This is a genomic window from uncultured Stenotrophomonas sp., assembly GCF_945952405.1.
Classification (GTDB): Bacteria; Pseudomonadota; Gammaproteobacteria; order Xanthomonadales; family Xanthomonadaceae; genus Stenotrophomonas.
The window spans coordinates 245,066-270,696 of record NZ_CAMFIA010000003.1; the positions used below are offsets into that span (position 1 = coordinate 245,066).

The following is a 25,631-nucleotide window of genomic DNA, read 5'->3' on the forward strand; positions in this document are numbered from 1 at the left end:
GTCAGTTGCCCTCCGCGCGGATGGTGCGCTGTTCAATGCGTTTTTCAGGATGCGGGTTGTGCACGATGCGATGCACGTAGATGCCGGGCAGGTGCACCTGGTCAGGGTCGATCGCACCCACCGGTACCACTTCCTCGACCTCGGCGATGCAGAGCTTGCCGGCCATCGCACAGGCCGGATTGAAGTTGCGCGCGGTCTTGCGGAACACCAGGTTGCCGGCCTCGTCGGCCTTCCACGCCTTGACCAGCGCCACGTCGGCGCGCAGCGCGGTTTCCATTACATAGTGCTTGCCGTCGAACTCGCGGGTTTCCTTGCCCTCGGCCACCACCGTACCGTAGCCGGTTGCGGTGAAGAACGCCGGAATGCCCGCACCGCCGGCGCGCAGGCGCTCGGCCAGGGTGCCCTGCGGATTGAACTCCAGTTCCAGCTCGCCAGCCAGGAACTGCCGCTCGAACTCCTTGTTCTCGCCCACGTAGGACGAAATCATCTTGCTGATCTGGCGTGTTTCCAGCAGCTGGCCCAGACCGAAGCCATCGACCCCCGCGTTGTTGGAGATCACGGTCAGGCCCTTGGCACCGCTGTCACGCAGCGCGGCGATCAGCGCCTCGGGAATGCCGCACAGGCCGAAGCCGCCAACAGCCAGGGTCTGGCCATCGGCGACCACGCCCTCCAGCGCCTGCGCTGCGGTGGCGAAGCGCTTGCCGCGCTTGCCGGTGGAAGTCACGTGTTCCATTTCTACAGCCCCACACGGGAAGAATGAGCGCATTCTAGCGCCACACCCGCATACGGCTGGGATGCGCCGCAGCATGAAGCCACGGCACATTGCGGCTCAGCGCGTGCGCGGGATCTTCGCGGTGGCGCGATGTTCCAGTGCCAGCAGCACCGCAAACCCCAGCAGCAGTGTCACCGGCATGCGGACGCGGTCGACGCTGGTGCGCAGGTGCCAGTCCAGGTCATGCGGTGTGCCCAGGTAGACCAGGAACAGGACGGCCGCGTACGCCAGCGCCGCCAGCACCGCCGCCGATGCCGCCGGAATGCGCAGCAGCGGGCGCCAGAGCACGGCCAGTACCAGCAGCGGCACCAGCACCCAGGCATCCAGCAGCAGACGTTGGACGATCGCCAGGGTTCCGCCTTCGCGGCCAAGGCGCGCCAGCAGCTGCGCCTTCATGTCGCTTCCGGCCAGGTCATTGCCGACCCCTGCCTGCCCGATGGCCAGCTTCCATGCCAGCAGCGGCAGCAGCGCCACAACCGCGGCCAGCAGGATGCGCCAGCCCAGGCGACGCTCGCGCAGCAGGCCTTCGCCCAGGACCACGGCGGTCAACAAGGACGCGAGCACGGCACCTTCGTTCTTCAGCATCGACAGCACGGCGATCAGCAAGGTGAATGCGACCAGCTCACGGCGCTCACCCGCGTTCCCGCACACGCGGTAGCGCATGGCGGTCGCCACGGCAGCGACCGCGTAGACGGCCACCAGCGCATCCATGTAGCCGTTGATCAGCATGTCGCGGCCCAGGCGCATCAGCAGCAGCGCGAACAGCACGCCCCACCAGCGCCAGCGGAAACTCGGGGCGATCAGCAGCAGCGCCGGCAGCAGCAGCAACGGTGCCACCGCCTTCGGCAGCAGCTCGTTCCAGTGCCCGGCCAGGCCTGCGGCGGAGGCCATCAGCCAGGGCACCAGCGCGGGATAGTCGTTGTGGCTCCAGGGCGCGTAATCGTCCAGCTGCGCGTACAGCGTGCCCTCCAGGAAGATCCGCTTGGCATGGAACAACCAGATCGAACGCGGGTCCCAGCCATCGCTGGGGCTGCCCAGTGCGATCAGCACCAGCACCAGCACCATCAGCACCAGCGGTGCGGTGCGCAGGTCACGCAGCGCCGGCAGCGCAAGCAGGGCACTGAGCACGAATGCCGCGAACACCACCAGGACCGGCCAGCCGACCAGCCCGATGGCCGCCAGGCCATAGCCCAGCAGGGCAAAGACCAGCATGGCCAGCGCCGCGCGGCGCCCCCATTCAACCGCAGTTGGCAAGGACGACATCGCCACGCCTCCCCAGTACCTGGCACTGCCCCAGCAGCGGATCGTTGGACTTCAGCAGGCGGTGCGCCGCGTCGGTGTCGCTGAAGCGCACCGGATAGAGTGCCTCCCACATGCGCTGCTGGATCAGCGGATCGTCCTTCAGCCCTTGCCCCAGCGACAGCGGCGAGAGATCGCCCGGCTGCGCCCGCAGCAGGTCGCGCGCATCGACCACTTCGCGCGGTACGGCCGCGCTGAAGCCGGCATCGTCCGCCAGCGCCTGGCGCAGCAACGACGCCTGGAACTCCGATCGCTTGGCGACCGAAACGAGCATGACACCCCATAGCAGCGCAAGGATCCCGGCAATCGCCAGATCCCAGCCCGCAAGGCGTGGCAGAGAGGAGGTAGGAGTGGAGGTCATGTCTTCCATGAAACGTTCAAGGAGCGGGCAGCGGGAATCAATGCGATACAGCGATGGAGCTAGCGGCAACGGTAGTCGGACGGCATCCGGCTGTCGCGGAAGGGATCTGTGAGTGCATCGGTGTACTGCCCCATCAGCAGGCGATGGGTGGGCAGCAGGTTCTGCCGGTAGAAGCGGCCGAACGATGCCAGGCGCTCGCCGCGGGCGGTCAAGCGGACGCAGCCATCATGGATCTGCACCGTTCCGGACTGCAGCTGCTCGGTCAGGCGCACTTCCACCAGGTGATGCTCGCGCACGTACTCTTCGGTGAACACCTGGCGGAACGCATCCTCGCGTATGCCGCCGCCGCGCTGCTGCAGCTTCTCCAGGATGTAGAAGGACAGCGAGCGGTCGATGACGGTCGGGACCGAGATCGCGAACACATAGCCTCCCAGCAGCCAGATGGCAGCCAGCTGGATCAACTCGAGGCGGCTGAAATCCCTGAACCATTTCAGCGCGTACAGGCCGGCAAACACCACCACCAGCGCGATCACCGCATCGAGGATGCTGGCGTACAGCACCACGTTCACCCGGAACTGGCGCATGTGGACGTAGTAGACCAGCAGCAGCACCACGATGAAGACCAGGGTTGCCAGTGCGGCACGGAAGTACTTGTTCACTTGAACACCACCCATCGGTTGGCAATGAAGCTGATGGCCATCTGCATCCCGGTGGCGAGCACGAAGCCGATGCGGTAATCCAGGCCCAGCCGATCGGCCCAGAGGTACATCACCAGCGCGTGCAGCACAGCGATCGAGGCGTACACCAGCAGGAACAACGAGCCCTGCCGTGCCAGGCTGCCCTGGCGGCCACGGAACACGAAGTAGCGGCTGCCCAGGAACGAGGCGGTGATGCCGAACACGGCGGCCAGCGCATTGGCCGCTGCCGCCAGCGGGATATGCAGCACTTCGATGTTGAAGCGCAGCACGCCGTAGTGCACGGCAGTGGCGGCCAGGCCGTTGATCACGTAACGGACGGCCTGCCCGCCGAGCGCATCCTTAGCCATTGCGGCGGCCGGCATGCAGGACCTCGTCGACGAACTCACGGTAGCTGCCGACGCTCATCACGCCGCCACCGCGCATCATTCCCGACAGCATCAGGATGATCAGCGTCAGCGCCGCGGTCTGCAGGAACACCAGCACCAGGATGCCGAACGCCAGCGAGAACCAGCCCTGCGAGGCAAACCCCAGCATCTTCAGCCCGGTGGCGACGATGCCACCGATGATCGACAGTGCCGCCACCATGGTGCAGGCGATGCCCACGCGCACCAGCACGTCCTCGGCAAACACCATCAGGGCACGGAATCCGTGCAGGGCCAGGCCAACGAAATTCATCTTGCTGCGACCGGCGTAACGCGGGCCGCGATCCAGGGCACAGGTCTGCACGCGCAGCTTCGAACCCAGCACGCAGGCCGCGACATGGATCCACAGCTCCTGCATCGAGGCCAGGCGGCGCACCGCCGGCATCTTCGCCGCCATGAAGTTGCCGAAACTGATCTGGCGCCCGCTGAGCAGCGAGAACAGCAGCTTGTAGACGACATAGAACGACTTGAACTTCAGCGATTCGACCCGGCTGCGGCGGCTGGCCACGACCACGTCGACATCGTCCGACGCCAGCCCCGCCACCAGCTCGGTGATGCTCTCGGGCGTGTCCTCGCCATCGGAGTCCATCACCACGACGATGTCGCTGCCCTCGAAGTGCTCGGCCACATAGCCCAGGCCGATGGCGATCGCACGCTGATGGCCGACATTGCGGCGCAGGCGGATCACCACGCCCTCCAGCCCGGAGGCTTCAATGGCGCTGATCGGCAGCGGCTGGCGCACCGAACCATCGTCCACGGCCACCACATAGGTATCAGGGCCCTGGGTGCGGGCCAGCTCCACGAACAGCTTCGACGAGGCTTCCAGGTCCTCGTAGACCGGCATCACCACGATCTTGCGCATCGTTGCCACCTCAGGCCTGCAGGCGATGGCGGAAATAGGCGATGGTCTCCTTCAGGCCGTCCTCCAGGCCGACCCTGGGCTCCCAGCCCAGGTCCGCCCTGGCCAGGCTGATATCCGGCTGGCGTTGGCGCGGATCATCCGAAGGCAACGGCCGGAACTCGATTTTCGAGGTGCCGCCGACCAGGCGCAGCACGGTCTCGGCCAGCTCCAGCATGGTGTACTCGGACGGATTGCCGATGTTGATCGGGCCGGTCAGGTCGGCCGGCGAATCCATCAGCCGCAGCATGCCCTCGATCAGGTCATCGACATAGCAGAAGCTGCGCGTCTGGCTGCCGTCACCATAGATGGTGATCGGCTCGCCCTGCAGCGCCTGCACGATGAAATTGCTGACCACCCGGCCATCATTGGGGTGCATGCGCGGGCCATACGTGTTGAAGATGCGCATGACCTTGATCTCCAGCTGGTGCTGGCGCCAGTAGTCGAAGAACAGCGTCTCCGCACAGCGCTTGCCTTCGTCATAGCAGCTGCGGATGCCGATCGGATTGACCCGGCCCCAGTAGCCCTCCACCTGCGGATGGATCTCCGGATCGCCGTAGACCTCGCTGGTGCTGGCCTGCAGGATGCGCGCGCGCAGGCGCTTGGCCAGGCCAAGCATGTTGATCGCGCCATGCACGCTGGTCTTGGTGGTCTGCACCGGATCCTGCTGGTAGTGGATCGGCGACGCCGGGCAGGCCAGGTTGAAGATCCGGTCGACCTCCACGTACAGCGGGAAGGTCACGTCATGGCGCATCAGCTCGAAGCGCGGATGGCCGAGCAGCCCATCCACGTTGGCCTTGCTGCCGGTATAGAAATTGTCCACGCAGAGGACATCGTGGCCAGCCGAAATGAGTCGATCACACAGGTGCGACCCCAGGAAGCCTGCGCCGCCGGTCACCAGCACGCGCTTCTGATCGTGAGTGAATTTCAAAGCAATCCTCGAACCTTCTGGAGCAGCAGGCCAATCGGCGGTGGCCACGACAGGCCACATCCCCGGTATTCAGCGCGCAATTGTAAGCGAACTGCCGGCGGGCCATGTTCGGCCCGGCCGCGACCGCCCCATCCCGTCTGCGCCCCGCCACCGCTGGATCCGTCCGCCGGCTCACCCGCCGTTTGCGGACCCTCCCGCTATAATCGGCACTCACTTCCGGATGGACTGGTTCGATGCCCCTGCCCGCCTTCAAGGCCTACGACATCCGTGGCCGCGTGCCCGAGGAACTGAATGAAGTGCTGGCCCGCCGTATCGGCGTGGCGCTGGCCGCTCAGCTCGCTCCCGGCCCGGTGGTGCTTGGCCATGATGTGCGCCTGACCAGCCCGGGGTTGCAGGAGGCACTGGCCGCCGGCCTGCGCGGCAGCGGCCGCGAGGTGATCGACATCGGCCTGTGTGGCACCGAAGAGGTCTATTTCCAGACCGATCACCGCGGTGCCGCGGGTGGCGTGATGGTCACCGCCAGCCACAACCCGATGGACTACAACGGCATGAAGCTGGTCAAGCAGAACGCTCGGCCGATCAGCTCCGATACCGGCCTGTTCGCGATTTCCGATGCAGTCGCCGCCGACACCTCCGAGCAGGCCCCACCGCCGCGCGCGGGCCAGGTCGCCGAGCATGACAAGAGCGCCTACATCCAGCATCTGCTGGGCTATGTCGATGGCGGTCGGCTCAAGCCGCTGAAGCTGGTGGTCAATGCCGGCAACGGCGGCGCCGGTGCCATCGTCGACCTGCTGGCGCCGCACCTGCCGTTTGAATTCATCCGCATCTGCCACGAACCCGACGGCAGCTTCCCCAACGGCATTCCCAACCCGCTGCTGCCGGAAAACCGCGCCGCCACCGCCGATGCGGTGCGCGAGCATGGCGCCGACTTCGGCATCGCCTGGGATGGCGACTTCGACCGCTGCTTCTTCTTCGATCATTCCGGCCGCTTCATCGAGGGCTACTACCTGGTCGGCCTGCTGGCCAAGGCGATCCTGGCGCGCAATCCGGGCGGCAGGATCGTGCACGACCCGCGCCTGGTCTGGAACACGGTGGACATGGTCGAACAGGCCGGCGGCGTGGCGGTGCAGTGCAAGAGCGGCCATGCGTTCATCAAGGAAAAGATGCGCGCCGAGGATGCCGTGTATGGCGGCGAAATGAGCGCCCACCACTATTTCCGCGAGTTCGCCTACGCCGACTCGGGGATGATTCCGTGGCTGCTGATCGCCCAGCTGGTCTCCGAAAGTGGCCGTTCGCTGGCCGACTGGGTGGAAGACCGCATGGCGGCCTATCCCTGCAGCGGCGAGATCAATTTCAAGGTGGACGATGCCAAGGCGGCGGTCGCGCGGGTGATGGAGCACTTCGCCGCACAGTCGCCGGCACTGGACCATACCGACGGCATCAGCGCGGACTTCGGCAACTGGCGCTTCAACCTGCGCAGCTCCAACACCGAGCCGCTGTTGCGTCTGAACGTCGAATCGCGCGGTGATGCTGCACTGATGCAGGCACGCACCGACGAAATCTCCCGCCTGATCCAGCTGTAACCGAGGTCCGCATGAGCAGCATCCAGCCCGTCATCCTGTCCGGTGGATCCGGCACGCGCCTGTGGCCGCTGTCGCGCGAAGCGTATCCAAAGCAGTTCCTGCCGCTGGCCGGTGAACTGACCATGCTGCAGGCCACCTGGCAGCGCATCGCGCCGCTTGCGGCGCGGGGACCGCTGGTGATCGCCAACGAGGAACACCGTTTCGTCGCGGCCGAACAGCTGCAGCAGGTCGGCGCCGAACCGGCCGCGATCATCCTCGAGCCGGTGGGTCGCAACACCGCCCCGGCCATCGCCGTGGCCGCACTGGAAGCCACCCGTGACGGTGCCGACGCGCTGCTGCTGGTGCTGCCTTCGGACCATGTAATCACCGACGAGGCGGCGTTCCGCAGTGCGGTACAGGCCGCCGCCGGTGCCGCCGAGGCCGGCAAGCTGGTGACCTTCGGCATCGTCCCGACCGGCCCGGAAACCGGCTACGGCTACATCAAGGCGGCCGATGGGCAGGGCCTGCGCGCCGTCGAGCGCTTCGTCGAGAAGCCCGACCTGGACACGGCCACCGGCTACGTCGCCAGCGGGCAGTACTACTGGAACAGTGGCATGTTCCTGTTCAAGGCCTCGCGCTACCTGCAGGAGCTGGAGCGCTTCCAGCCGGCGATGCTGGCCGGCAGCCGCCAGGCCTGGCAGCAGGCCCGCCGCGATGCCGACTTCACCCGCCTGGACAAGGACGCCTTCACCGCGGTGCCGTCCGATTCGATCGACTACGCCGTGATGGAAAAGACCGCCGATGCGGTGGTGATCCCGCTGGACGCAGGCTGGAACGACGTCGGTTCGTGGACCGCACTGCGCGATGTCTCGCAGCAGGATGGCGATGGCAATGCCCACCAGGGCGACGTGATCGCCATCGACTGCCGCAACACCTATGCCTATGCGCAGCGCCTGGTGGCACTGGTCGGCCTGGACGACGTGATCGTGGTCGAAACCGATGACGCGGTGCTGGTCGGCAAGGCCGACCGCATGCAGGAGGTCAAGACCGTGGTGGCGCAGCTGAAGGCCGAAGGCCGCAGCGAGGCGACCTGGCATCGCAAGGTGTACCGCCCGTGGGGCGCCTACGACTCGATCGACAACGGCGAACGCTTCCAGGTCAAGCGGATCACGGTCAAGCCTGGTGGCACGCTCAGCCTGCAGATGCATCATCACCGCGCCGAGCACTGGATCGTGGTCAGCGGCACGGCTGAAGTGACCCGCGGCAACGAGGTGATCCTGCTCAGCGAGAACCAGAGCACCTATATCCCGCTGGGCGTGACCCATCGCCTGCGCAACCCGGGCAAGCTGCCGCTGGAACTGATCGAAGTGCAGTCGGGCAGCTACCTCGGCGAAGACGACATCGTGCGTTTCGAAGACACCTACGGGCGGAGCTGAGCCCCCGCGGGTGGATACCCACTGCTGCTCGGAGTGGGTGCCGGCTCCTGCTCGGAGTGGGTGCCGACTGCTGCTCGGGGTGGGTGCCGACCGTTGGTCGGCACTTCGCCTACCAGGTCATGCCATCTCGGCCATCACCCGCTGCAGGCCGTCCTGCCATGCCGGCAGCACGATGCCGAAATCCCGCTGCAGCTTGTGGTTGTCCAGTACCGACCAGGCCGGGCGGCGGGCCGGTGTCGGATACGCCGAGGCGGGAATCGCCTCGACGATCGGCGCCTTCGACAGCACGCCGGTGGCAAGCGCTTCGGCGAAGATCGCCTCGGCGAAGCCATGCCAGCTGGTCTGGCCGCTGGCAGTCAGGTGCCAGGTTCCCGACAAGCGACCGGGGTGCTGCAACGCCCGCGCAGTGACGTCGGCGATCAGTGCCGCCGGCGTGGGCGTCCCGACCTGGTCGGCCACCACCCGCAGCTGATCCCGTTCGGCGCCGACGCGCAGCATGGTGCGCAGGAAGTTCGTGCCGTGCGCGGCATACACCCACGCCGTACGGAAGATCAGGTGGCGGCCTCCCGCGGCACGCACCGCGTCCTCGCCGTCGCGCTTGCTGGTGCCGTAGACGCCCAGCGGAGCGGTCGGCGCGTCCTCACGATAGGGTGCGGTGGCCTGGCCATCGAACACGTAATCGGTGGAGTAATGCACCAACGGCACGCCGTTCGCCGCGCACCAGCGCGCGATCACGCCCGGTGCCTGCGCGTTGACGGCAAAGGCCGCGTCGCTCTCCTGTTCGGCACGGTCCACTGCCGTGTAGGCGGCGGCGTTGACCACGATCGAGGGCTGCACGCGCTCGAGCAGCGCAGCAAGGCTGCCAGGCTGGGTGAAATCAGCGGCTTCACAGGCACGGCCGTCGGGCAGAACGCCACTGCGGGTGGTTGCGACCACGCTGCCCAGCGGAGCCAGCGCGCGCAACAACTCCTGGCCGAGCTGGCCGTTGCCGCCGAACAGCAGAATGCTCATGGCAGGTAGACCGGCAGGCGGTCTTCGGCGATCTCGCCCAGGAACGGAGCATGCTCGTCCTTGGCCGACAGGGTCGGCGTGCCCAGCGGCCAGTCCACGCCGATGTCGGCATCATTCCAGCGCACGCCGGCATCGAAGTCCTTCAGGTACACCTCGGTGCACAGGTAGCTGAACACCGCGCGCTCGGACAACACGGCGAAGCCATGCGCGAAACCTTCCGGAATCCAGAACTGCCGCCGGTTCTCCGCGCTCAGCACCACCGCCTCCCAGCGCCCGAAGGTCGGCGAGCCGCGGCGGATGTCCACGGCGACGTCATATACCTCGCCCTCGAGCACGCTCACCAGCTTGCCCTGCGGACGCGGCCACTGGTAATGCAGGCCGCGCAGCACACCCTGTGTCGAGGTCGATACATTGCTCTGCACGAAGCGGTCCGGCAGGCCCTGCGCGGCGAAGCGCTCGGCATTCCAGGTCTCGAAGAAGCAGCCACGGGCATCGCCGAACACCGCCGGCTCGATCACCACGCAGCCGGGCAGATCGGTTTCAATCACTTTCACGGAACCACTCCACGCAGGGCGAGCTTGTGCAGGTACTGGCCATAGCCGTTCTTGATCAGCGGTGCCGCCAACGCTTCCAGCTGCGCGGCGTCGATCCAGCCCTTGCCGAAGGCGATTTCCTCCGGGCAGCACACCTGCAGGCCCTGCCGGGTCTGGATGGTTTCGATGAAGTTGGAGGCCTCCAGCAGTGACTGGTGGGTGCCGGTATCGAGCCAGGCATAACCGCGGCCCAGTGGCTCGAGGTGCAGCAGGCCCTGCTCCAGGTACCTGCGGTTGAGATCGGTGATCTCCAGCTCGCCGCGGGCCGAGGGCTTCAGCTCGGCGGCGTAGTCACAGGCATGCGCATCGTAGAAGTACAGGCCGGTCACCGCGTAGTTCGAGCGCGGGTTGAGCGGCTTCTCGACAAGCCCGACCACCTTGCCACTGGCGTCGAACTCGGCCACGCCATAGCGCTCGGGGTCGTTGACCCAGTAGCCAAACACCGTGGCACCCTGGTCACGTGCGTCGGCGCGGCGCAGCATTTCGCTCAGCCCATGGCCGTGGAAGATGTTGTCCCCCAGCACCAGGCAGCTCGGCTTGCCGGCAACGAAATCGCGACCGATCAGATAGGCCTGGGCCAGGCCATCGGGGCTGGGCTGCACGGCGTACTGGATGTCCATGCCCCACTGCGAACCGTCGCCCAGCAGTTGCCGGAACAGCGCCTGTTCGTGCGGGGTGTTGATGATCAACACCTCGCGGATGCCCGCCAGCATCAGCACGCTGAGCGGGTAGTAGATCATCGGCTTGTCATACACCGGCAGCAGCTGCTTGCTGACACCTTGGGTGATCGGATACAGCCGGGTGCCGGAGCCACCGGCGAGGATGATGCCCTTGCGCTGGGTCATGTCGTCTCCTGGCCTCAGGCGGCGGTGCCGATGCGCTGCAGGCGATAGCTGCCATCGAGCACGCTGTTGACCCACGCCTGGTTGTCCAGGTACCAGTCCACGGTGCGGCTGATGCCCTGCTCGAAGGTATAGGCCGGCTCCCAGCCCAGTTCGTTCTTCAGCTTGGAGGCATCGATCGCATAGCGGCGGTCATGTCCGGGGCGGTCGGCCACATGGGTGATCTGGCGGCTGCGCGGCTGGCCGTCCGCACGCGGGCGACGCTGGTCCAGCAGCGCGCAGATCGCGTGCACCACCTCGATGTTCTGCTTCTCCGAATTGCCGCCCACGTTGTAGTTTTCGCCGACCTTGCCGTTGGCCAGCACGGTGCGGATCGCTTCGCAGTGATCGGACACGAACAGCCAGTCGCGTACCTGCCTGCCATCGCCGTACACCGGCAACGGCTCGCCGGCCAGCGCCTTGGCGATCACCAGCGGGATCAGCTTCTCGGGGAAGTGGTACGGGCCGTAGTTGTTGGAGCAATGGGTGGTCAGCACCGGCAGCCCGTAGGTGTGGTGGAAGGCGCGGACCAGGTGGTCCGAAGCCGCCTTCGACGCCGAGTACGGCGAATTCGGGGCGTACTGGGTGGTTTCGCTGAACGAGCCGCTCTCACCCAGGCTGCCATACACCTCATCGGTGGACACGTGCAGGAAGCGGAACGCCGCTGCCTGCGCGGGCGGCAGCGCCTTCCAGTGGTCGCGCACCGCTTCCAGCAGGCCCAGCGTGCCGACCACGTTGGTCTGGATGAAGGCGCCCGGACCGTCGATGGAACGGTCGACATGGCTCTCCGCAGCGAAGTTCAGCACGGCGTCCGGCTGGTGCTCGGCCAGCAGCCGGGCGACCAGCGCGCGGTCACCGATATCCCCCTGCACGAACACATGGCCGGGATCACCGTCCAGGCTGGACAGGGTCTTCAGGTTGCCGGCGTAGGACAGGATATCGAGGTTGACGATCTTCACACCTCGGGCAACCGCCTCAAGGACGAAATTGCCGCCAATGAAACCGGCACCGCCGGTGACGAGCCAGGTAGGCACCATCCACTCTCCAGTTCAGGGGACGCGCGCGTCCGGACCCGGCAGCGCTCTCAGGAGGTAGAGGATACCTTTCCTGTGTCAACGGAAGGATGACCTGTCGCTGTCCGGCAGACATCCCTGTAATCGCGGTACGGTGCCGCAAGCAGCCAGAGCATTGCTGGCAGCATGGGAATCAGGTATCGACCCTGCCCCTCGAACACGGCGATCGACAGCCATCCCAGCCCCAGCATGCCAAGCGCCAACAGCGTCGCCAAAGACAGCTGCCGCAGGTGAAGCCCGGCCCTGACCGCTCCCATGGCGGCTAGCAGGACAAGCAGTACATCAAGCAACCCAACGACCCATCCGAGCCAGGCGGGAGCTCCCTCGACGTCGATGAACGGCCAGTACAGGAGGGTGGCCGGATCCATGCTGGCCTTTATCCTCATCGCGGCCAAGCGCAGGACCGATTGCGGATGCTCACTCATCCAGTCCAGAGCAATCGACCTGGCTACGCCATCGGCAGCGGGAGTCCACTGAAGGAACTTGGCATCCTCATCCCCTCCGGCGAGGAAGGCGGGGGCCAGATCAGCTTCCTGCTGGAAGCGCTTCAGGTCCTGAGCCGACAACGGCACTCGACTCAACGGCATCCAACCGCCTGTCTGGTTGTCAGCATTGTTGTTGACCAACAGGGTATAGCCGCTATTGGCACTGACAGGAATCGCATGATCAAACAGTGCTTCGTTGCGCAGCGTCCAAGGCAACAAAGCTGCGCCAAATGCGAGCAAGATCACCAGGCAACTGCGCACCCGGGGCAGATCGAACCTGCCCAGCAGCAAGCAGAAGACAACGCCAATGGGCAACGGCAGCAGTTGCGGCCGGTTCAATGCGGCCAGAGCCAGCACAACGCCCAGAATGCCGGACACAGGCATCCACATCGGCAGGCAAGCCAGGGCAAAGGCCAATACTGCAAGGAACACGGCCAGCGTTTCCGTGCCCAGCACCCCGGTATAGGCAATCAAGGCCGGATGAAAGGCGAGCAGTGCAAGACTGGCAAATTGCCAGGATCGGCGCATGCCACTTCGCGAACTGGCGAAGGCCCACAGCAGCAGCGTCGCCGATCCGAGCAGGAGATTCAGCGCCTTGCCAGCCGCCACATGGGCACCAAAAGCCGAGAACCAGGCACCCAGCAACGCCGGATAGAGCGGCGGCTGGCCAATGAAGGGAGTGCCAGCGACCTGGAGGCCCTGCCCGTTCGCCAGGTTGGTTGCCACTTCGACGTAGCGCGCAAAGTCGGAAACAGGGGGAATCGGCACCGAGGCTACGAATGCGACCCGCAGCAGGATGCCTGCGACGCAGATCAACAGCAGGCCGGTAAGCGCAGACGAACGGGGGTGCAAGGGCATCTGGGAATCGGGTCAAAGACCGCAACGTGGCAATGAAAAGGCAGGGCTGACCAGCACTCGCCGTAGCGCGATCATGCCGAATACGACACCAGCGGCTATACTTCGCTCCGGATTCAGGTAGACCTCACCAAGCCTGAAGCATACACGGAACCCGGCAGGCAACGAATGCAAGAAACTGATCACGCGCTCTGCGTAGACCTGGATGGCACCCTGCTGCGATCGGATCTGCTGTACGAATCCCTGCTGACCCTGCTGGCCAGCAACCCCCTGTACGTCTTCCTGCTGCCGCTGTGGCTGCTGCGCGGCAAGGCCGCACTGAAGCGGGAGATTGCCTCGCGGGTCACGCTGCCGGTTGAGTTCCTGCCCTACGACGAACGCGTGCTGGAGCTGCTGAAGACGACAGAACAGAGGCCCCGCGTGCTCTGCTCAGCGTCGGACAGCGGCCTGGTCAACGCCATCGCAGCCCATCTGGGCGTATTCGATGAAGTCATGGCCAGCGATGGCCAGCGCAACCTTGCCGGCCATCACAAGGCCGACGCGCTCAATGCGCGCTTCGGCGCGGGCCATTACGACTACATGGGCAATGCCAGCGTGGACCTGCAGGTCTGGAAGCATGCCGGAGGCGCCTACGTGGTCAACGCCGGCACCGGGCTCGCCGCCAGCGCAGCCCGGCAGACGGCCGTGCATGCCCATTGGCCGGCCCGTGGCGGTGGCCTGCGCACCTGGATCAAGGCGCTGCGCATCTACCAGTGGGCCAAGAACCTGCTGGTCCTGGTGCCACTGCTGACCGCCCACCGCTTCTTCGACCTGCCTGCCGTGCTGGATGCCGCCGCCGCATTCATTGCGTTCGGGCTGTGCGCGTCCGGCGTCTACCTGCTCAATGATCTGCTCGACCTGGCCCCGGACCGGCAACACGCCCGCAAGCGCAAGCGTCCATTTGCGGCCGGCAATCTTCCCCTGTTGCAGGGTCTGCTGGCGGCACCGCTGCTGACCCTGGTCGGGTTCGGCCTTGCGCTGTGGACCAGCCCGGCCTTCGCGCTGGTGCTGGTCGGCTACTACGTCATGACCCTGGCCTATTCGTTCGTACTCAAGCGCATGGTCATGATCGACGTTGTCGTGCTTGCGGCCCTGTACACGGTGCGCATCATCGGTGGTGCTGTCGCGATCGATGTGGAACTGTCGTTCTGGCTGCTCGCCTTCTCGATGTTCATCTTCCTGAGTCTGGCCCTGCTCAAGCGCTATACCGAGCTGGAGGCAGTGATATCGGCCGGCAAGACCAAGGCCAGCGGCCGTGGCTACGCCGTCGGCGATCTGCCGCTGATCCAGTCGTTCGGCGCCGCCGCCGGCTACATCGGCGTGCTGGTGTTCGCGCTGTACATCAACAGCCCGGAGAGCCTGGCCCTCTATCAGCAGCCGAAGATCCTGTGGCTGCTGTGCCCGGTCCTGCTGTACTGGATCAGCCGTGCCTGGATCATCGCCCACCGCGGAAACATGCACGACGATCCGATCGTGTTCGCTGCGCGCGACCGCGTGAGCCAGGCAATCGCCCTGCTCGCGCTGGCCATCGTCGGCTGCGCAACATTCCAGTGGTAGCCGTCGGCTACCCCCTTCCTGCCAGAGTCCCTGGAATCACATGTATACCGCCTTCATTCCGCTGATCCTGTTTTCCGTCGCGCTGAACGCCAGTGCCCAGCTGTTCCTGCGCCAGGGCATGCCCCAGGTCGCGCTGGTGACCTCGGACGGCTTCCTGCCGCTGCTCGCCAGTGGCCTTCGCGTGGTCTTCAATCCCTGGGTGTTCGCAGGCCTGTCCTGCTACGCGGTCAGCATCGTGCTGTGGATGTACGTGCTGTCCAAGGTCCAGGTGAGTTTCGCCTACCCGTTCCTGAGCGTCGGCTATGTCATCGTCGTCGCGGCCGCTTATTTCTGGTTCCGCGAACCGGTAAGCATCATGAAGCTCGCTGGCGTCGCCCTGATCTGCGTCGGTGTCGTTCTCGTCGCGAAGGGAGGTTGAGCAATGGCCCGTCATATCATCATCGGTGGCAGTGGCTTCACCGGCACCTACCTGGCGCGTTCGCTGCTGGCGCAGAACCAGCAGGTCACGATCATCGACATCGCCGCCCTTCCCACCGAGTTCGCGGGACGGGTGGACTATCACTGCATCGACATCGTGGTCCCCGGTGCGCTGCAGCAGGTGGCCCTGGCCGAGGGCGATATCGTCTATCACCTGGCGGCGCGCCAGTTCCACAACGACGTGCCGCACCACAACCAGGATGCGTGGTTCGCCGAAGTCAACGTCGGCGGTACGTCCAACGTGCTGGAATGGATGGCGCAGCTGGCTACGCCGCGGCTGGTCTACACCAGTACCGACATGGTCTACGGCCTGCCGCAGAAGCTGCCGGTTCCGCCGGACCATGCCAAGAATCCGCTGGGTCCGTATGGCCGCAGCAAGGCCGCGTCCGAGCAGCTGTGCGAACAGGCACGGGGCCGCGGGTACCGGATCACCATCCTGCGCCCGAGAATGATCGTCGGCCCGGGTCGATTCGGCATCCTGACCAAGCTGTTCAAGCTGATGGACCTGAATCTCCCCATCCCGACCATCGGCAGCGGCCGCAACCGCTACCAGATGATCGCCGTGGAAGATGTGGTCAACGCCATCCAGCTGTCGGTGGCGCACGACCTGCCCGCCGTCGCTCTGAGCCTGGGCTCCGGCCCGGCGCCGGTGGTGCGCGAGCTGCTGCGCAACACGATCCGGCGCATCGGTTCGCACTCGATGGTCATTCCGGTGCCTGCCGGTCCGCTCAAGTTGACGCTCTCGCTGCTGGAGAAGCTGGGCAAGCCGCTGCTGCACCGCGAGCAGTACCAGATTGCCGACATCAACTACGTGGTCGATATCGCACCGACCGAATCCACGCTGCAGTGGGCGCCGACCAAGAATGACGAAGACATGCTGGTGGCGGCCTACGAGCACTACAGCAAGTCCCGCTGATCCCGAAAATACTTCGGCCCCGGCCATGGATTCTTCGACATGACCTGTCTTGCCCGGTGTCGCTGACCTACTGAATCAACCCATATCCAATGCACATGGAAAGTCGTCCCTCTTCTTCCGATGCCCTCCTGCCCGACGGCCAGGCTGCGCGCAGGTTCGTCGTCTGTGCTGTTGGACTGGTTGTCCTGCTGGCCGTTTCGAAAGCGCTCGCCGCCTACAGCGGCGTAAAGGCAGCTACCTACATACTGCCCATCCTGGCGGTCCTTGTTCTTGCACCCCGCATTGGTCTGGCCTGGGCCGCCCCTGCGGTCAAGGCATTGCTGGTCCTTTCCCTGTCCGCACTGCTGTTGAACATCGTGCCGGACTCGACATGGGACGGCAACATGTACCACAAGGTCGCCATTGTCGCGCTGCACGATGGCTGGAATCCGTGGCTTTTCCCTGAGTTTTCCGACTGGGCCGCTACGCGAAGCGAGATCTACTATTCGTCCGGCGTATGGGACGGCAATCCGAACGCCATGTGGGTCAGCCACTACCCGAACCTGTCCTGGCTGTTCAGTGCAGCCTTGATGGACTACGGATTTGGATGGGAGTCCGGCAAGGCATTGAACCTGCTTCTTGCGATCGCCCTGTTCGTATATGCGCGCACTGTCTTCAAGCAGTACCTGCCGAACCGCTGGCAGGTGGAAGTGCTCGCGCTGCTTGCGGTGGCGTGCCAGCCAATCGTCGGCCAACTGCCCACAAACTATGTGGATGGCTGCACGTATTCGGTCATTGCGCTCACAACGCTTTGCATCCTTGACCGCGATCGTAGTCCTGCCGTCAACGTGATCGTCTGGTGCAGCCTGATCATTCTTGCCGGCGTGAAGTTCACCGGTGCCCTGTACGCGGCGATGCTTGCGCTTCCATTCCTGGTGGTACGCCGCCCTGGCCTGAAAGAGATTGCGACCTGGTCCCTGCTGGGAGCCATTGCCCTGTCCCACCCCTACCTCAACCATATCGCCTCGGACCTGGATATCGGCTACCCGGTTACCGGTACGGATATGGTTCTGCGCGGACAGGCCGAGGCATCGGTGCTTGAGAAGCCGCGGATCCGGACACTTGCAGAGTCACTGCTTGCCCACACGTCAAACGCCACTACGTTCCCGGGCATGAAGATTCCAGGCACCTTCGCCATGGACGAGATCAAATCATCGGGTGCACCGGATCCGCGATTCGCCGGATTCGGCCCCTTGTTCTCACTTGCCCTGGTGATCGCCGCAGTGGCAATTGTTCTTGCACTGGTGCTGGAACGGCGCAATCGCCGCCAGGGCATCAATCACTGGTACCTGCTGGCCGCCGTAGCGTATCTGGTGGTCATGGCCATCGCGCATGCAGCGCCCTGGTGGGCTCGCTATGTCCCGTTCCTGTACCTCGCCCTGATACTTGTACTGCTCGTCTGTTCAGGATCTACGATCAAGGGAGTCCGCGTTGCATCTTCGCTTGCCAGCCTGGTGATGCTGGTCAACGCCGTCCTGGTCTTTGCCGGCGTGGCGCAGTACACCCGTGATTTCGCCCTTCGTCCCGCAATGCAGGCCAACCGGGCCATCAGCGCGCAATACCAGCAGGGCGAGCACGTCATTGTCGCGGCTCCGCAGTTCTTTGGTTTCTCCACCCTTTATCACACGCAGCACGTCCTCGGCATCAAGGATGTCGAGTATCAGGTCTCTGGAATGGACAACACGGCATGTGAAGGTCCGCAGCAGATCGGCGACTGGATCGGCTTCTCCAAGCTCTGCAGATAAACAGCGGTCTGGACGACCCGGCGCCAGGTACATGGAACCCTGGCGCTGATCGAATCGAACACCTGCCGGACGGGCGCCACCATACGCATTCGCATGGTCACCCCAAGCCAGCTAGAATCGGGGTCCCACCCCCGAACCGGTTGCTATTCCAGGACCGGATGTTCTCCCTGTTTAGTGAAGGACCCCGTACCAGATGAAAATCCTCGTCGCGTACAAGCGCGTGGTGGACTACAACGTCCGCATTCAGGTCAAGCCGGACGGTTCCGGCGTGGTCACCGATGGCGTCAAGCTGTCGCCCAATCCCTTCGATGAAATCGCCCTGGAAGAAGCCCTGCGCCTGCGCGACAAGGGCATCGCCAGCGAAGTGGTGGTTGCCACCATCGCTCCGGCCGACGCCCAGGCGCACCTGCGCAACGGCTTGGCCATGGGCGCCAACCGTGCCATCCACGTCGTCACCGACCAGGCCATCCAGCCGCTGACCGCCTCGCGCACCCTGCTCAAGCTGATCGAGAAGGAACAGCCGGACCTGGTGATCCTCGGCAAGCAGGCCATCGACGACGACGCCAACCAGACGGGCCAGATGCTGGCCACGCTGTGGGGCCGACCGCAGGCGACTTTCGCCAGCAAGCTCGAGATCGCCGACGGCAAGGCCACGGTGACCCGTGAAGTCGACGCCGGCCTGGAAACGCTGGAAGTGGACCTGCCGGCCGTGGTCACCACCGACCTGCGCCTGAACGAGCCGCGCTTCATCAAGCTACCGGACATCATGAAGGCCAAGGCCAAGCCGCTGGAAACGCTGCAGCTGGCCGACCTCGGCGTTGAAGCCGCCGATACCTTCAAGACCACCCACTACGCCGCGCCGTCCAAGCGCAGCAAGGGCGTGATGGTCAAGGACGCGGCCGAACTGGTTGCCGCACTCAAGCAGAAGGGGCTGCTGTAATGAGCAAGATTCTCGTCATCGCCGAGCACCACGACGGCAAGCTCAACGCCGCCACCGCCAAGACCGTCAGCGCCGCCGCCGCCATCAGCGGTGCCAGCATCGACGTGCTGGTACTGGCCGCCGATCCGGCCACCGTCGCCGCCGAAGCGGCAAAGATCAGTGGCGTTGCCAAGGTCCTGACCGTGGCCAACGCGGCCAACGCCCAGGCCATCGCCCAGGTGTTGGCGCCGCAGATCGCCCAGCTGGCCAAGGGCTACACCCACGTATTCGGCCCGTCCACCACCTTCGGCAAGGACCTGATGCCGTGCGTGGCCGCCCTGCTCGGCGTCAACCAGGTCTCCGACCTGATGAGCGTCGAAGGCAGCCACACCTTCAAGCGTCCGATCTACGCCGGCAACGCGATCATCACCGTGGAAGCGCCCGCCGACCAGATCGTGGTCGCCACCGTGCGTGCCGCATCGTGGCCGGAAGCCGCCCAGGGCGGCAGTGCCGCGATTGAAGCCGCCAGTGTCGATGCCGCGCTGCCGGACCACACCCGCTTCGTCGGCCTGGCCGCCGGTGCCAGCGACCGCCCGGACCTGCAGAGCGCCAAGCGCGTGGTCTCCGGCGGCCGCGGCGTCGGCTCGGAAGAGAACTTCAAGGTCATCTTCCAGCTAGCCGACAAGCTCGGCGCCGCTGTCGGTGCTTCGCGCGCCGCGGTCGATGCCGGTTACGTGCCCAGCGACCTGCAGGTCGGCCAGACCGGCAAGATCATCGCGCCGGAGCTGTACGTCGCGGTCGGCATCAGTGGCGCAATCCAGCATCTGACCGGCATCAAGGATGCCGGCACCATCGTCGCGATCAACAAGGACGGCGACGCGCCGATCTTCGAGATCGCCGACATCGGCCTGGTGGGGGATCTGTTCGCGATCCTGCCGGAGCTGGAAAAGGCACTTTGACGTGCACCTGCCGCTGGCTCCGGCCAGCGGCACTGTCCCTCTGAATTCAAGCAGGTAATCGTGAGTACTCCCTACAAGAAGGTAATGGTTGTTTTCGGTACCCGCCCGGAAGCCATCAAGATGGCCCCGGTAGTGGAAGCGCTGAAGGCCCGGCCTGAGATCGAGACGATCGTTGCGGTTACCGCGCAGCATCGGCAGATGCTCGATCAGGTCATGGACCTGTTCGGTATCACGCCGGACGTCGACCTCAACGTGATGGAACCTGGCCAGACCCTGGCGGGCCTGTTCGCCAAGATCCTGACCGGCATGACCGCGGTGATCGCCGAGCACAAGCCGGATCTGGTGCTGGTGCATGGTGATACCAGCACCACGCTGGCCAGTGCGCTGGCCGCCTTCTACAACCGCGTGGCCGTGGGCCATGTGGAAGCAGGGCTGCGCACCGGCGACATCTATGCACCGTGGCCCGAAGAGGCCAATCGCCGGCTGACCGGGCCGCTGACCCGCCTGCATTTTGCACCGACCACCCGCTCGCGTGACAACCTGCTGGCCGAAGGCACCGCGAGCAAGGACGTCCACGTCACCGGCAACACCGTGATCGATGCCCTGCTCACCGTCGCCGACAAGCTGAAGCACGACACCGCGCTGATTGAATCGATGCGGGCCCGCTTCCCGTTCCTCGACGCCTCCAAGCGCCTGGTGCTGGTGACCGGCCATCGCCGCGAAAACTTCGGCAGCGGCTTCGAGAGCATCTGCGAGGCGCTGAAGGCGCTGGCCGCTCGCGGCGATACGCAGATCGTCTACCCGGTCCACCTCAATCCCAACGTGCAGGGGCCGGTCAACCGGATCCTCGCCGATGCCCCGGGCGTGTTCCTGATCGAGCCGCAGGATTACCTGCCGTTCGTCTACCTGATGACCCAGTCGACGCTGATCATCACCGACTCCGGTGGCGTGCAGGAGGAAGCCCCGTCGCTGGGCAAGCCGGTGCTGGTGATGCGCGATACCACCGAGCGCCCTGAAGCGGTGGACGCAGGCACCGTACTGCTGGTTGGCACCGATGCTGGCAGGATCGTGGCTGAGGCCACCCGCCTGCTCGACGACGAAGCCGCCTACCAGTCAATGGCACATGCCCATAATCCGTACGGTGATGGCAAGGCCGCTGCACGCATTGCTGCCTTGATCCAAGGCGAGGCGATGCCGGCCTGACCCGATGCGCGAGGCAACGGCAAGCTAGGCGTGTCGTTGCCCCGCCATCGCCGCATCACGACAGACCGCGGCCAGGCGCTCAGCCAGGCGATCCCAACGATACTCGGCGAAAGCATCCGGCCCCAGGCGCAGGCCTTCATCCAGCCGCCCTTGCTGCTTGCGCTGCAGCAGCTCGTGCAGAAGCGCGCTGATCGCAGCAACCTCATTGGCGGCCAGAAACCCGCAACGCTCCCTGCCGATGATGGCGGCCGCCGGATCGGCGGCATCCGGCTGCAGATGCAGTACCGGCCGGCCCGAACCCAGGTATTCCAGCAGCTTGCCCGGGATCTGGGTCATGCCTGCGTTGCCGATGTTGACCAGGACATCCGCACCGCGCTGCAGTTCGATGGCCTGGGAATGATCCAGGCTTCCGGCAAACCGCAGGACCTGCGGATGCTCCGCGCACGCTTTCGCCAGTTCTGGTGGCAGGCCAGGGCCTGCGATGGTAAGCGTGCAGCCGGGCGATGCCAGCACCGCGCGGACCAGCGGCATGGGGTCGCGGAACGGATAGAAGCGCCCCGTGTAGACCAGCTGCAACCCGCCGGCCGACCTGGCAACCTCGGGCAACGGCGGTTCCACCCTGGCGAATCCCTGCGGAATCACGCTGAGCGGCGCGATCCCGGGACCATGCCGCTCCTGCATCAGGGCCGCGGTGGCCTCGGAGGTAACGACAATGGCGCCAGCCTCGTGGCAAACCCGCCGTTCAAGCTCGAGCGACGCCGCCCTCCAGCGTTCGGGGGTGTAGGACGTCAGCACGGGATCACCAAGCTCGGCAACGAAAGGAATGCCGGACTCGCGCGAGAGCGCAGACGCCAACAGCAGTCCTGCCGCAGGCTCATGTGATCCGATGATCACCTGCGGCGACCACTGGCTGATCAGTTGCCGGCCATGACGCAGGGCACCACCGATCCAACGCGAGCGGCCATCCGGGAAAACCCGCGCATCCAGGAACGAGCGCAGCCATGCGATCGCGCGCCCCTTCCGGTTCAACGCCCCCGTCCCTGTTGACGGCGCGGTCGGTGAAGCCACCTGTGGGAGCGGGCGTGTTCCCGCAGCCGGGGCCCGGCGCCGCAAACGGCGCAGGTGGGCCAGCATGCGCGACGTCGCATCAATCACGGCCTCGACGCCCTGCGGCGAGGTCCGATGCACCTTCAGCCCGGCCGGGTCCTCCATTTGTCGCATGCCGGCACCACGTGTCCGGGTCAGGACATGGACATCATGGCCAAGACTGGCCAGCCCGCTGGCCAGCTGGGTCACCCGCAGTGATTGCGGTGACGGGTTGGGCTGGAAGTCATGCGCGCAGATCAGGATGCGCATGGCCTGCATGCCACCGTTCGTCACGGTTTGACCGACGCTACCCATGCGATCGCAGCCCTTGTTCCTGCTCCAACCCGTAACCCGCTCAGGACGCCCGCGTAACGACATCCAGCATCGCATCGCCCGCCTGCTGCAGCGTGCTGAAGGGAGGCGCTTCGATCATCGCCAATCCCGCTTCCATCAGCTCCGGATAGTTCCGCATGACATGCGACAACTCACCGTACAGCGCCGCCACATCCTTCTCGGCCGGCGCACGGCTGCGTTCCGCGACTTCCTTGTGGCTGAGCTTGTCGTGCGTGACCGCGATGGGGGCAACCCGGCAAGCCGGCGTTCCCGCAGACAGTTCGGCTGCGCAGCCGGTATTGGACAGTACCATCGGCAGGCCGAAGTGGGCTGCCTCCAGGTTCACCAACCCATAGCCTTCGAACAGGGAGGGGAGCACGAACAGGTGTGCATGGGAATACTCACGGCTCAGTTCGCGGCGCTTGAGCGAGCCCAGCAGTTCAACCGAACCGGCAAGGCCCAGCCGGCGGATGGTCTCTTCCACCTTGGTGGCGTTCCCCGATTCAGCCAGCGCACCTGCGATGCGCAGCGTCGCCTGCGGCGCCTCCTGCCTGAGCCTGGCAAATGCCTCCAACAGGCAAATCACGTTCTTCTGCGGGTAGAGATTGCCCACGAACAGGATCCTGAACGCATCGCGCTTCCCGCGCGCCCTGCGCAGGTAGTCCGCCGGCGGACGATACAGGTCAACGATGTTCAGGCCGTGCGGCACGGTTGTCACCTTCGAACGCGCCAGCTTCTGGTACACGCACGCGTAGTCGGCCACTTCGCTCGAAACGGCAATGTACTCGTCGACGCGAGCACGCTCGCGCTCAAGCGCCGGATCCTGCAGCTGCCAGAAATAGATGTTGTGCAGCACCTCGACGACCTTGCAACCGGGTTCGATCGTGTGCAGGCCATCATAGGCATGGCTGACCACCAGCGACTCGAAGCGCCCGCGCGCGACCGTCTCGCCCAGCAACGCCGACTGCCCATCCAGGTACACCAGTTCGCCGGGGAACTGCTGCGCGATGCGGCTGTTGAGCGAAGGCGATCCCAGCACGATCAGGTAAGGCACGAAATTCTTGGTACGCAGGTGCCGTGCGAAATCACAGACCCATTGTTCAAGCCCACCGAAGGTATGGTCCTCGGCAACAAGCAATGCGCATCGGGTGCGCACCGCGCTTACCGCCAGCGACTGCAGCACGCTGCTGTCGGCATGCGCGTTGGCCTGGATCATGCCTGCATTCTTGAGCAGGCGGCCGGCAGCACTGCGGAAGTAACCCTCGCGCGGCGTAACCACCGGTCGTTCCAGCTTGCGGAATCGATGCTCCAGCACTTCCTGGCGCAGATTGCGGGCGATGCGCCACAGCGAATGCCGGTCGCGGGTGCGCTCGACTGCCAACGTCGAGATTTCGTTGACCATTTCATCGGCAAGCAGGGCGGCGTGTTTCAGGCCGGCCGAGGCCGACTGCAGCTTGCGCGACATGTCGGAAAGCTTGAACGAGCCGAAGGTGTTGAGTGCGTCTGCGAACTCCCACCAGGATTCCGCGGACGGCACCGCACGCGACGAGGTGATCACTGCCAGCACCATCGCGGCACTTTCAGGTGCCTCCAGGCAGGTCGCCGCAACCATCTCGGCCTTGAACAACTGCGAGTAGCCAGCCAGCAGCTCGTCCGACTTGTGGCCCGACATGCCCGGGAAGGCAAAGAACACATGCAGGCGGTTTTCGGCAGCAGGCGTTGCGCCGTTGTCCTGCGAGGCCCCCGGCTCGGTACCGTCGATCAGCGCGATATCCAGGCGACCCGGCTCACGGGAAGGGGCCCAACCGATACGGCGCGCCGAATGCGCAGCCAGGCGGGTCAGGTCACTGCCGAGCAGATCCGTGCTGTAGCCCTCAACCGGGTCGCCCAGCTTGTCGGACGCCCAGCCGAGCACGGCATCGAGCATTGCGGAAATGTCGATCAGATGCGCTGCCTGATTGTTGCCGATGATTGGATTCATACCGTTTCCACCAGATCCTTGACTGCCGTGATTCCCTTCTTGAAATCTGAATACATCGTCTCCAGGCATCCAAGGTTCCTGTCGATCATCCAGTCCTGCGTCTGCAGGTCGGGAATGTAGCCCTCCCGGAAATCGGCATGATCGACATAGGCGTAACCATAGGCGTCGAAATCGCCGATCAGGTGGAAATCAACCACCGGAAGCACGCCATGCGCGAAGTAGTCACACAGCTTTGTCGGCGACGCCACCCGATTCACCGTACAGGCTTCACGCAGGGCGAATCCAAAGTTCGAATACCGATAGACCTGCTCCAGCTTTTCCTTGCTCGCGTAGCCCTTGAAGACCTCCACCGGGATGCCGCGGCTGGAGAGCTTCGGGGCAAATGCTTCCACATCGTGGGAGTAGATCTCGTAATTGCAGAACGGTGCGGCGGCCATGATGTCGGCCATCTCGTCCACCCGCTGCCAGACCTGGGCACCACCGGCATAGACAGCGGTCGGCCGCGCGTTCTGCCGCCGCGCGATGCGCGACGCAGCCACGCGCTGCACCGACTGGCCAAGCGAGCCGAAGTCGAAGACCGGAACGTGGATGAAATCGACGTTTGCAGCGTCCGGGTACTTGGCCAGGAAGTGCTCCTTCATGGCCAGCGTCACAACCGAAGCATGCTTGAGCTTGGAGATGATCTGCCGTTCGACCTCGGCGAAGATCCGCGAGCGCTCGGGTGAACCGAGCATCAGTTCTTCCTCCGGAACCACGCCGTGGATGTCCACGTACATCTTGGACGCGTCAAAGTGCGGAAGCATGTACTCGCACTGATGCATCGTGTGGATGTAGACGAAATCCGCCGCATCGAAGATGCGTGCCACGAAATCGGAATGGGCCTTGGAATGGGGATTGACGCGATACGCCTTGATCAGCTCGTCCGCGTACACCACTTCCGGCTCCTGCGCAGCCGGGTACCATTCCTGGAAGTCAATGTAGGTGCGCGGATAGTCTTCGAACACGCCGTCAATGGTCTTGATACGGCTCATCCAGCCGTCCATGTAACGATCATTCGCGGGATACGGCGAGACTATGGTCAATTGGCGCTTCTTGGCCAT

Annotated in this window: 24 protein-coding genes; 9 read left to right on the plus strand and 15 right to left on the minus strand. The window is 64.9% G+C overall.

The window, feature by feature from the left end; genetic code table 11:
• Nucleotide 1: 1 nt before the first annotated feature.
• The 7 genes from Q0P60_RS04955 to Q0P60_RS04985 form a co-directional block, all read right to left on the minus strand.
• Nucleotides 2-733 carry a CoA transferase subunit A gene (locus Q0P60_RS04955; protein WP_294989082.1) on the minus strand — a complete coding sequence of 244 codons (732 nt, stop codon included), beginning with the start codon at nt 731-733 and terminating at the stop codon, nt 2-4.
• A gap of 96 nt (nt 734-829) precedes the next feature.
• Nucleotides 830-2,035, minus strand: coding sequence for a hypothetical protein (locus Q0P60_RS04960; RefSeq protein ID WP_294989084.1), 1,206 nt, complete (start codon nt 2,033-2,035; stop codon nt 830-832).
• Nucleotides 2,010-2,432 carry a hypothetical protein gene (locus Q0P60_RS04965; RefSeq protein ID WP_294989086.1) on the minus strand — a complete coding sequence of 141 codons (423 nt, stop codon included), beginning with the start codon at nt 2,430-2,432 and terminating at the stop codon, nt 2,010-2,012. The genes Q0P60_RS04960 and Q0P60_RS04965 overlap by 26 nt, the downstream gene beginning before the upstream one ends.
• Nucleotides 2,433-2,491: 59 nt before the next feature.
• Nucleotides 2,492-3,091 (minus strand): hypothetical protein, encoded by a 600-nt coding sequence (locus tag Q0P60_RS04970; protein WP_294989089.1) that lies wholly within the window; start codon nt 3,089-3,091, stop codon nt 2,492-2,494.
• Nucleotides 3,088-3,492, minus strand: a complete 405-nt coding sequence (locus Q0P60_RS04975; protein WP_345780310.1) for a GtrA family protein — start codon at nt 3,490-3,492, stop codon at nt 3,088-3,090. The genes Q0P60_RS04970 and Q0P60_RS04975 overlap by 4 nt, the downstream gene beginning before the upstream one ends.
• Nucleotides 3,470-4,414, minus strand: a complete 945-nt coding sequence (locus Q0P60_RS04980) for a glycosyltransferase (protein WP_294989095.1) — start codon at nt 4,412-4,414, stop codon at nt 3,470-3,472. Before Q0P60_RS04980 ends, Q0P60_RS04975 begins: the two co-directional genes overlap by 23 nt.
• Before the next feature lie 10 nt (nt 4,415-4,424).
• On the minus strand, nt 4,425-5,381 hold the full coding sequence (locus Q0P60_RS04985) for a UDP-glucuronic acid decarboxylase family protein (RefSeq protein ID WP_294989098.1): 957 nt from the start codon (nt 5,379-5,381) through the stop codon (nt 4,425-4,427).
• A gap of 233 nt (nt 5,382-5,614) precedes the next feature.
• Between Q0P60_RS04985 and Q0P60_RS04990 the strand changes: the two genes are divergently transcribed.
• Both Q0P60_RS04990 and Q0P60_RS04995 read left to right on the plus strand, forming a co-directional pair.
• Nucleotides 5,615-6,964: a phosphomannomutase gene (locus tag Q0P60_RS04990; RefSeq protein ID WP_294989101.1), complete on the plus strand. Its 1,350-nt coding sequence runs from the start codon at nt 5,615-5,617 to the stop codon at nt 6,962-6,964.
• A gap of 11 nt (nt 6,965-6,975) precedes the next feature.
• A complete protein-coding gene (locus tag Q0P60_RS04995; protein WP_294989104.1) occupies nt 6,976-8,379 on the plus strand; it encodes a mannose-1-phosphate guanylyltransferase/mannose-6-phosphate isomerase in 1,404 nt (467 codons plus the stop codon).
• A 117-nt stretch (nt 8,380-8,496) separates the two neighbouring features.
• On the opposite strand, the gene rfbD is transcribed toward Q0P60_RS04995, so the two are convergent.
• Genes rfbD through Q0P60_RS05020 form a run of 5 tightly spaced genes read right to left on the minus strand, consistent with a single transcriptional unit; the run spans nt 8,497 to nt 13,280 of the window.
• Nucleotides 8,497-9,390: a dTDP-4-dehydrorhamnose reductase gene (gene rfbD, locus Q0P60_RS05000; protein ID WP_294989107.1), complete on the minus strand. Its 894-nt coding sequence runs from the start codon at nt 9,388-9,390 to the stop codon at nt 8,497-8,499.
• Nucleotides 9,387-9,944, minus strand: coding sequence for a dTDP-4-dehydrorhamnose 3,5-epimerase (gene rfbC, locus Q0P60_RS05005; RefSeq protein ID WP_294989110.1), 558 nt, complete (start codon nt 9,942-9,944; stop codon nt 9,387-9,389). The genes rfbD and rfbC overlap by 4 nt, the downstream gene beginning before the upstream one ends.
• Nucleotides 9,941-10,828, minus strand: a complete 888-nt coding sequence (rfbA, locus tag Q0P60_RS05010; RefSeq protein ID WP_180851361.1) for a glucose-1-phosphate thymidylyltransferase RfbA — start codon at nt 10,826-10,828, stop codon at nt 9,941-9,943. Before rfbA ends, rfbC begins: the two co-directional genes overlap by 4 nt.
• 14 nt (nt 10,829-10,842) lie before the next feature.
• Nucleotides 10,843-11,898, minus strand: a complete 1,056-nt coding sequence (rfbB, locus tag Q0P60_RS05015; protein ID WP_294989115.1) for a dTDP-glucose 4,6-dehydratase — start codon at nt 11,896-11,898, stop codon at nt 10,843-10,845.
• 50 nt (nt 11,899-11,948) lie between these two features.
• A complete protein-coding gene (locus tag Q0P60_RS05020; RefSeq protein WP_294989118.1) occupies nt 11,949-13,280 on the minus strand; it encodes a hypothetical protein in 1,332 nt (443 codons plus the stop codon).
• A 165-nt stretch (nt 13,281-13,445) separates the two neighbouring features.
• On the opposite strand from Q0P60_RS05020, the gene Q0P60_RS05025 reads away from it, so the two are divergent.
• The 7 genes from Q0P60_RS05025 to wecB all read left to right on the plus strand — a co-directional run bounded on the left by Q0P60_RS05025 (nt 13,446) and on the right by wecB (nt 21,131).
• Entirely contained in the window at nt 13,446-14,873 is a 1,428-nt protein-coding gene (locus Q0P60_RS05025) for a UbiA family prenyltransferase (RefSeq protein ID WP_294989121.1), read from the plus strand.
• 40 nt (nt 14,874-14,913) lie between these two features.
• Complete coding sequence (locus tag Q0P60_RS05030; RefSeq protein ID WP_197584810.1) at nt 14,914-15,291, plus strand: SMR family transporter; 378 nt, start codon at nt 14,914-14,916, stop codon at nt 15,289-15,291.
• Between the two features lie 3 nt (nt 15,292-15,294).
• Complete coding sequence (locus Q0P60_RS05035; protein WP_294989128.1) at nt 15,295-16,266, plus strand: NAD(P)-dependent oxidoreductase; 972 nt, start codon at nt 15,295-15,297, stop codon at nt 16,264-16,266.
• Nucleotides 16,267-16,361: 95 nt separating this feature from the next.
• Nucleotides 16,362-18,050 carry a hypothetical protein gene (locus Q0P60_RS05040; RefSeq protein ID WP_294989131.1) on the plus strand — a complete coding sequence of 563 codons (1,689 nt, stop codon included), beginning with the start codon at nt 16,362-16,364 and terminating at the stop codon, nt 18,048-18,050.
• Nucleotides 18,051-18,243: 193 nt separating this feature from the next.
• The gene (locus Q0P60_RS05045) at nt 18,244-18,990 is read left to right on the plus strand and encodes an electron transfer flavoprotein subunit beta/FixA family protein (protein WP_057496707.1); all 747 of its coding nucleotides are present in this window, start codon (nt 18,244-18,246) and stop codon (nt 18,988-18,990) included.
• Entirely contained in the window at nt 18,990-19,928 is a 939-nt protein-coding gene (locus Q0P60_RS05050) for an electron transfer flavoprotein subunit alpha/FixB family protein (protein WP_294989138.1), read from the plus strand. Before Q0P60_RS05045 ends, Q0P60_RS05050 begins: the two co-directional genes overlap by 1 nt.
• Before the next feature lie 60 nt (nt 19,929-19,988).
• Nucleotides 19,989-21,131 (plus strand): UDP-N-acetylglucosamine 2-epimerase (non-hydrolyzing), encoded by a 1,143-nt coding sequence (wecB, locus tag Q0P60_RS05055; RefSeq protein WP_345780311.1) that lies wholly within the window; start codon nt 19,989-19,991, stop codon nt 21,129-21,131.
• 24 nt (nt 21,132-21,155) lie between these two features.
• Here wecB and Q0P60_RS05060 read toward each other — a convergent pair whose 3' ends face one another.
• From Q0P60_RS05060 to Q0P60_RS05070, 3 genes are all read right to left on the minus strand, one after another.
• Nucleotides 21,156-22,487, minus strand: a complete 1,332-nt coding sequence (locus tag Q0P60_RS05060; protein ID WP_294989141.1) for a glycosyltransferase — start codon at nt 22,485-22,487, stop codon at nt 21,156-21,158.
• An 85-nt stretch (nt 22,488-22,572) separates the two neighbouring features.
• On the minus strand, nt 22,573-24,531 hold the full coding sequence (locus Q0P60_RS05065; protein WP_294989144.1) for a glycosyltransferase family 4 protein: 1,959 nt from the start codon (nt 24,529-24,531) through the stop codon (nt 22,573-22,575).
• On the minus strand, nt 24,528-25,631 hold the full coding sequence (locus Q0P60_RS05070) for a glycosyltransferase family 4 protein (protein ID WP_146268060.1): 1,104 nt from the start codon (nt 25,629-25,631) through the stop codon (nt 24,528-24,530). The genes Q0P60_RS05065 and Q0P60_RS05070 overlap by 4 nt, the downstream gene beginning before the upstream one ends.

What these genes read in the sequence shown, in the direction of transcription:
- Q0P60_RS04955 (WP_294989082.1), bottom strand. Translation starts at nt 733, where the DNA reads ATGGAACACGTGACTTCCACCGGCAAGCGCGGCAAGCGCTTCGCCACC.
- Q0P60_RS04960 (WP_294989084.1), bottom strand. Translation starts at nt 2,035, where the DNA reads ATGTCGTCCTTGCCAACTGCGGTTGAATGGGGGCGCCGCGCGGCGCTG.
- Q0P60_RS04965 (WP_294989086.1), bottom strand. Translation starts at nt 2,432, where the DNA reads ATGACCTCCACTCCTACCTCCTCTCTGCCACGCCTTGCGGGCTGGGAT.
- Q0P60_RS04975 (WP_345780310.1), bottom strand. Translation starts at nt 3,492, where the DNA reads ATGCCGGCCGCCGCAATGGCTAAGGATGCGCTCGGCGGGCAGGCCGTC.
- Q0P60_RS04980 (WP_294989095.1), bottom strand. Translation starts at nt 4,414, where the DNA reads ATGCGCAAGATCGTGGTGATGCCGGTCTACGAGGACCTGGAAGCCTCG.
- Q0P60_RS04990 (WP_294989101.1), top strand. Translation starts at nt 5,615, where the DNA reads ATGCCCCTGCCCGCCTTCAAGGCCTACGACATCCGTGGCCGCGTGCCC.
- Q0P60_RS04995 (WP_294989104.1), top strand. Translation starts at nt 6,976, where the DNA reads ATGAGCAGCATCCAGCCCGTCATCCTGTCCGGTGGATCCGGCACGCGC.
- rfbD (WP_294989107.1), bottom strand. Translation starts at nt 9,390, where the DNA reads ATGAGCATTCTGCTGTTCGGCGGCAACGGCCAGCTCGGCCAGGAGTTG.
- rfbA (WP_180851361.1), bottom strand. Translation starts at nt 10,828, where the DNA reads ATGACCCAGCGCAAGGGCATCATCCTCGCCGGTGGCTCCGGCACCCGG.
- Q0P60_RS05020 (WP_294989118.1), bottom strand. Translation starts at nt 13,280, where the DNA reads ATGCCCTTGCACCCCCGTTCGTCTGCGCTTACCGGCCTGCTGTTGATC.
- Q0P60_RS05025 (WP_294989121.1), top strand. Translation starts at nt 13,446, where the DNA reads ATGCAAGAAACTGATCACGCGCTCTGCGTAGACCTGGATGGCACCCTG.
- Q0P60_RS05030 (WP_197584810.1), top strand. Translation starts at nt 14,914, where the DNA reads ATGTATACCGCCTTCATTCCGCTGATCCTGTTTTCCGTCGCGCTGAAC.
- Q0P60_RS05035 (WP_294989128.1), top strand. Translation starts at nt 15,295, where the DNA reads ATGGCCCGTCATATCATCATCGGTGGCAGTGGCTTCACCGGCACCTAC.
- Q0P60_RS05040 (WP_294989131.1), top strand. Translation starts at nt 16,362, where the DNA reads ATGGAAAGTCGTCCCTCTTCTTCCGATGCCCTCCTGCCCGACGGCCAG.
- Q0P60_RS05045 (WP_057496707.1), top strand. Translation starts at nt 18,244, where the DNA reads ATGAAAATCCTCGTCGCGTACAAGCGCGTGGTGGACTACAACGTCCGC.
- Q0P60_RS05050 (WP_294989138.1), top strand. Translation starts at nt 18,990, where the DNA reads ATGAGCAAGATTCTCGTCATCGCCGAGCACCACGACGGCAAGCTCAAC.
- Q0P60_RS05060 (WP_294989141.1), bottom strand. Translation starts at nt 22,487, where the DNA reads ATGCGCATCCTGATCTGCGCGCATGACTTCCAGCCCAACCCGTCACCG.
- Q0P60_RS05065 (WP_294989144.1), bottom strand. Translation starts at nt 24,531, where the DNA reads ATGAATCCAATCATCGGCAACAATCAGGCAGCGCATCTGATCGACATT.
- Q0P60_RS05070 (WP_146268060.1), bottom strand. Translation starts at nt 25,631, where the DNA reads ATGGCCAAGAAGCGCCAATTGACCATAGTCTCGCCGTATCCCGCGAAT.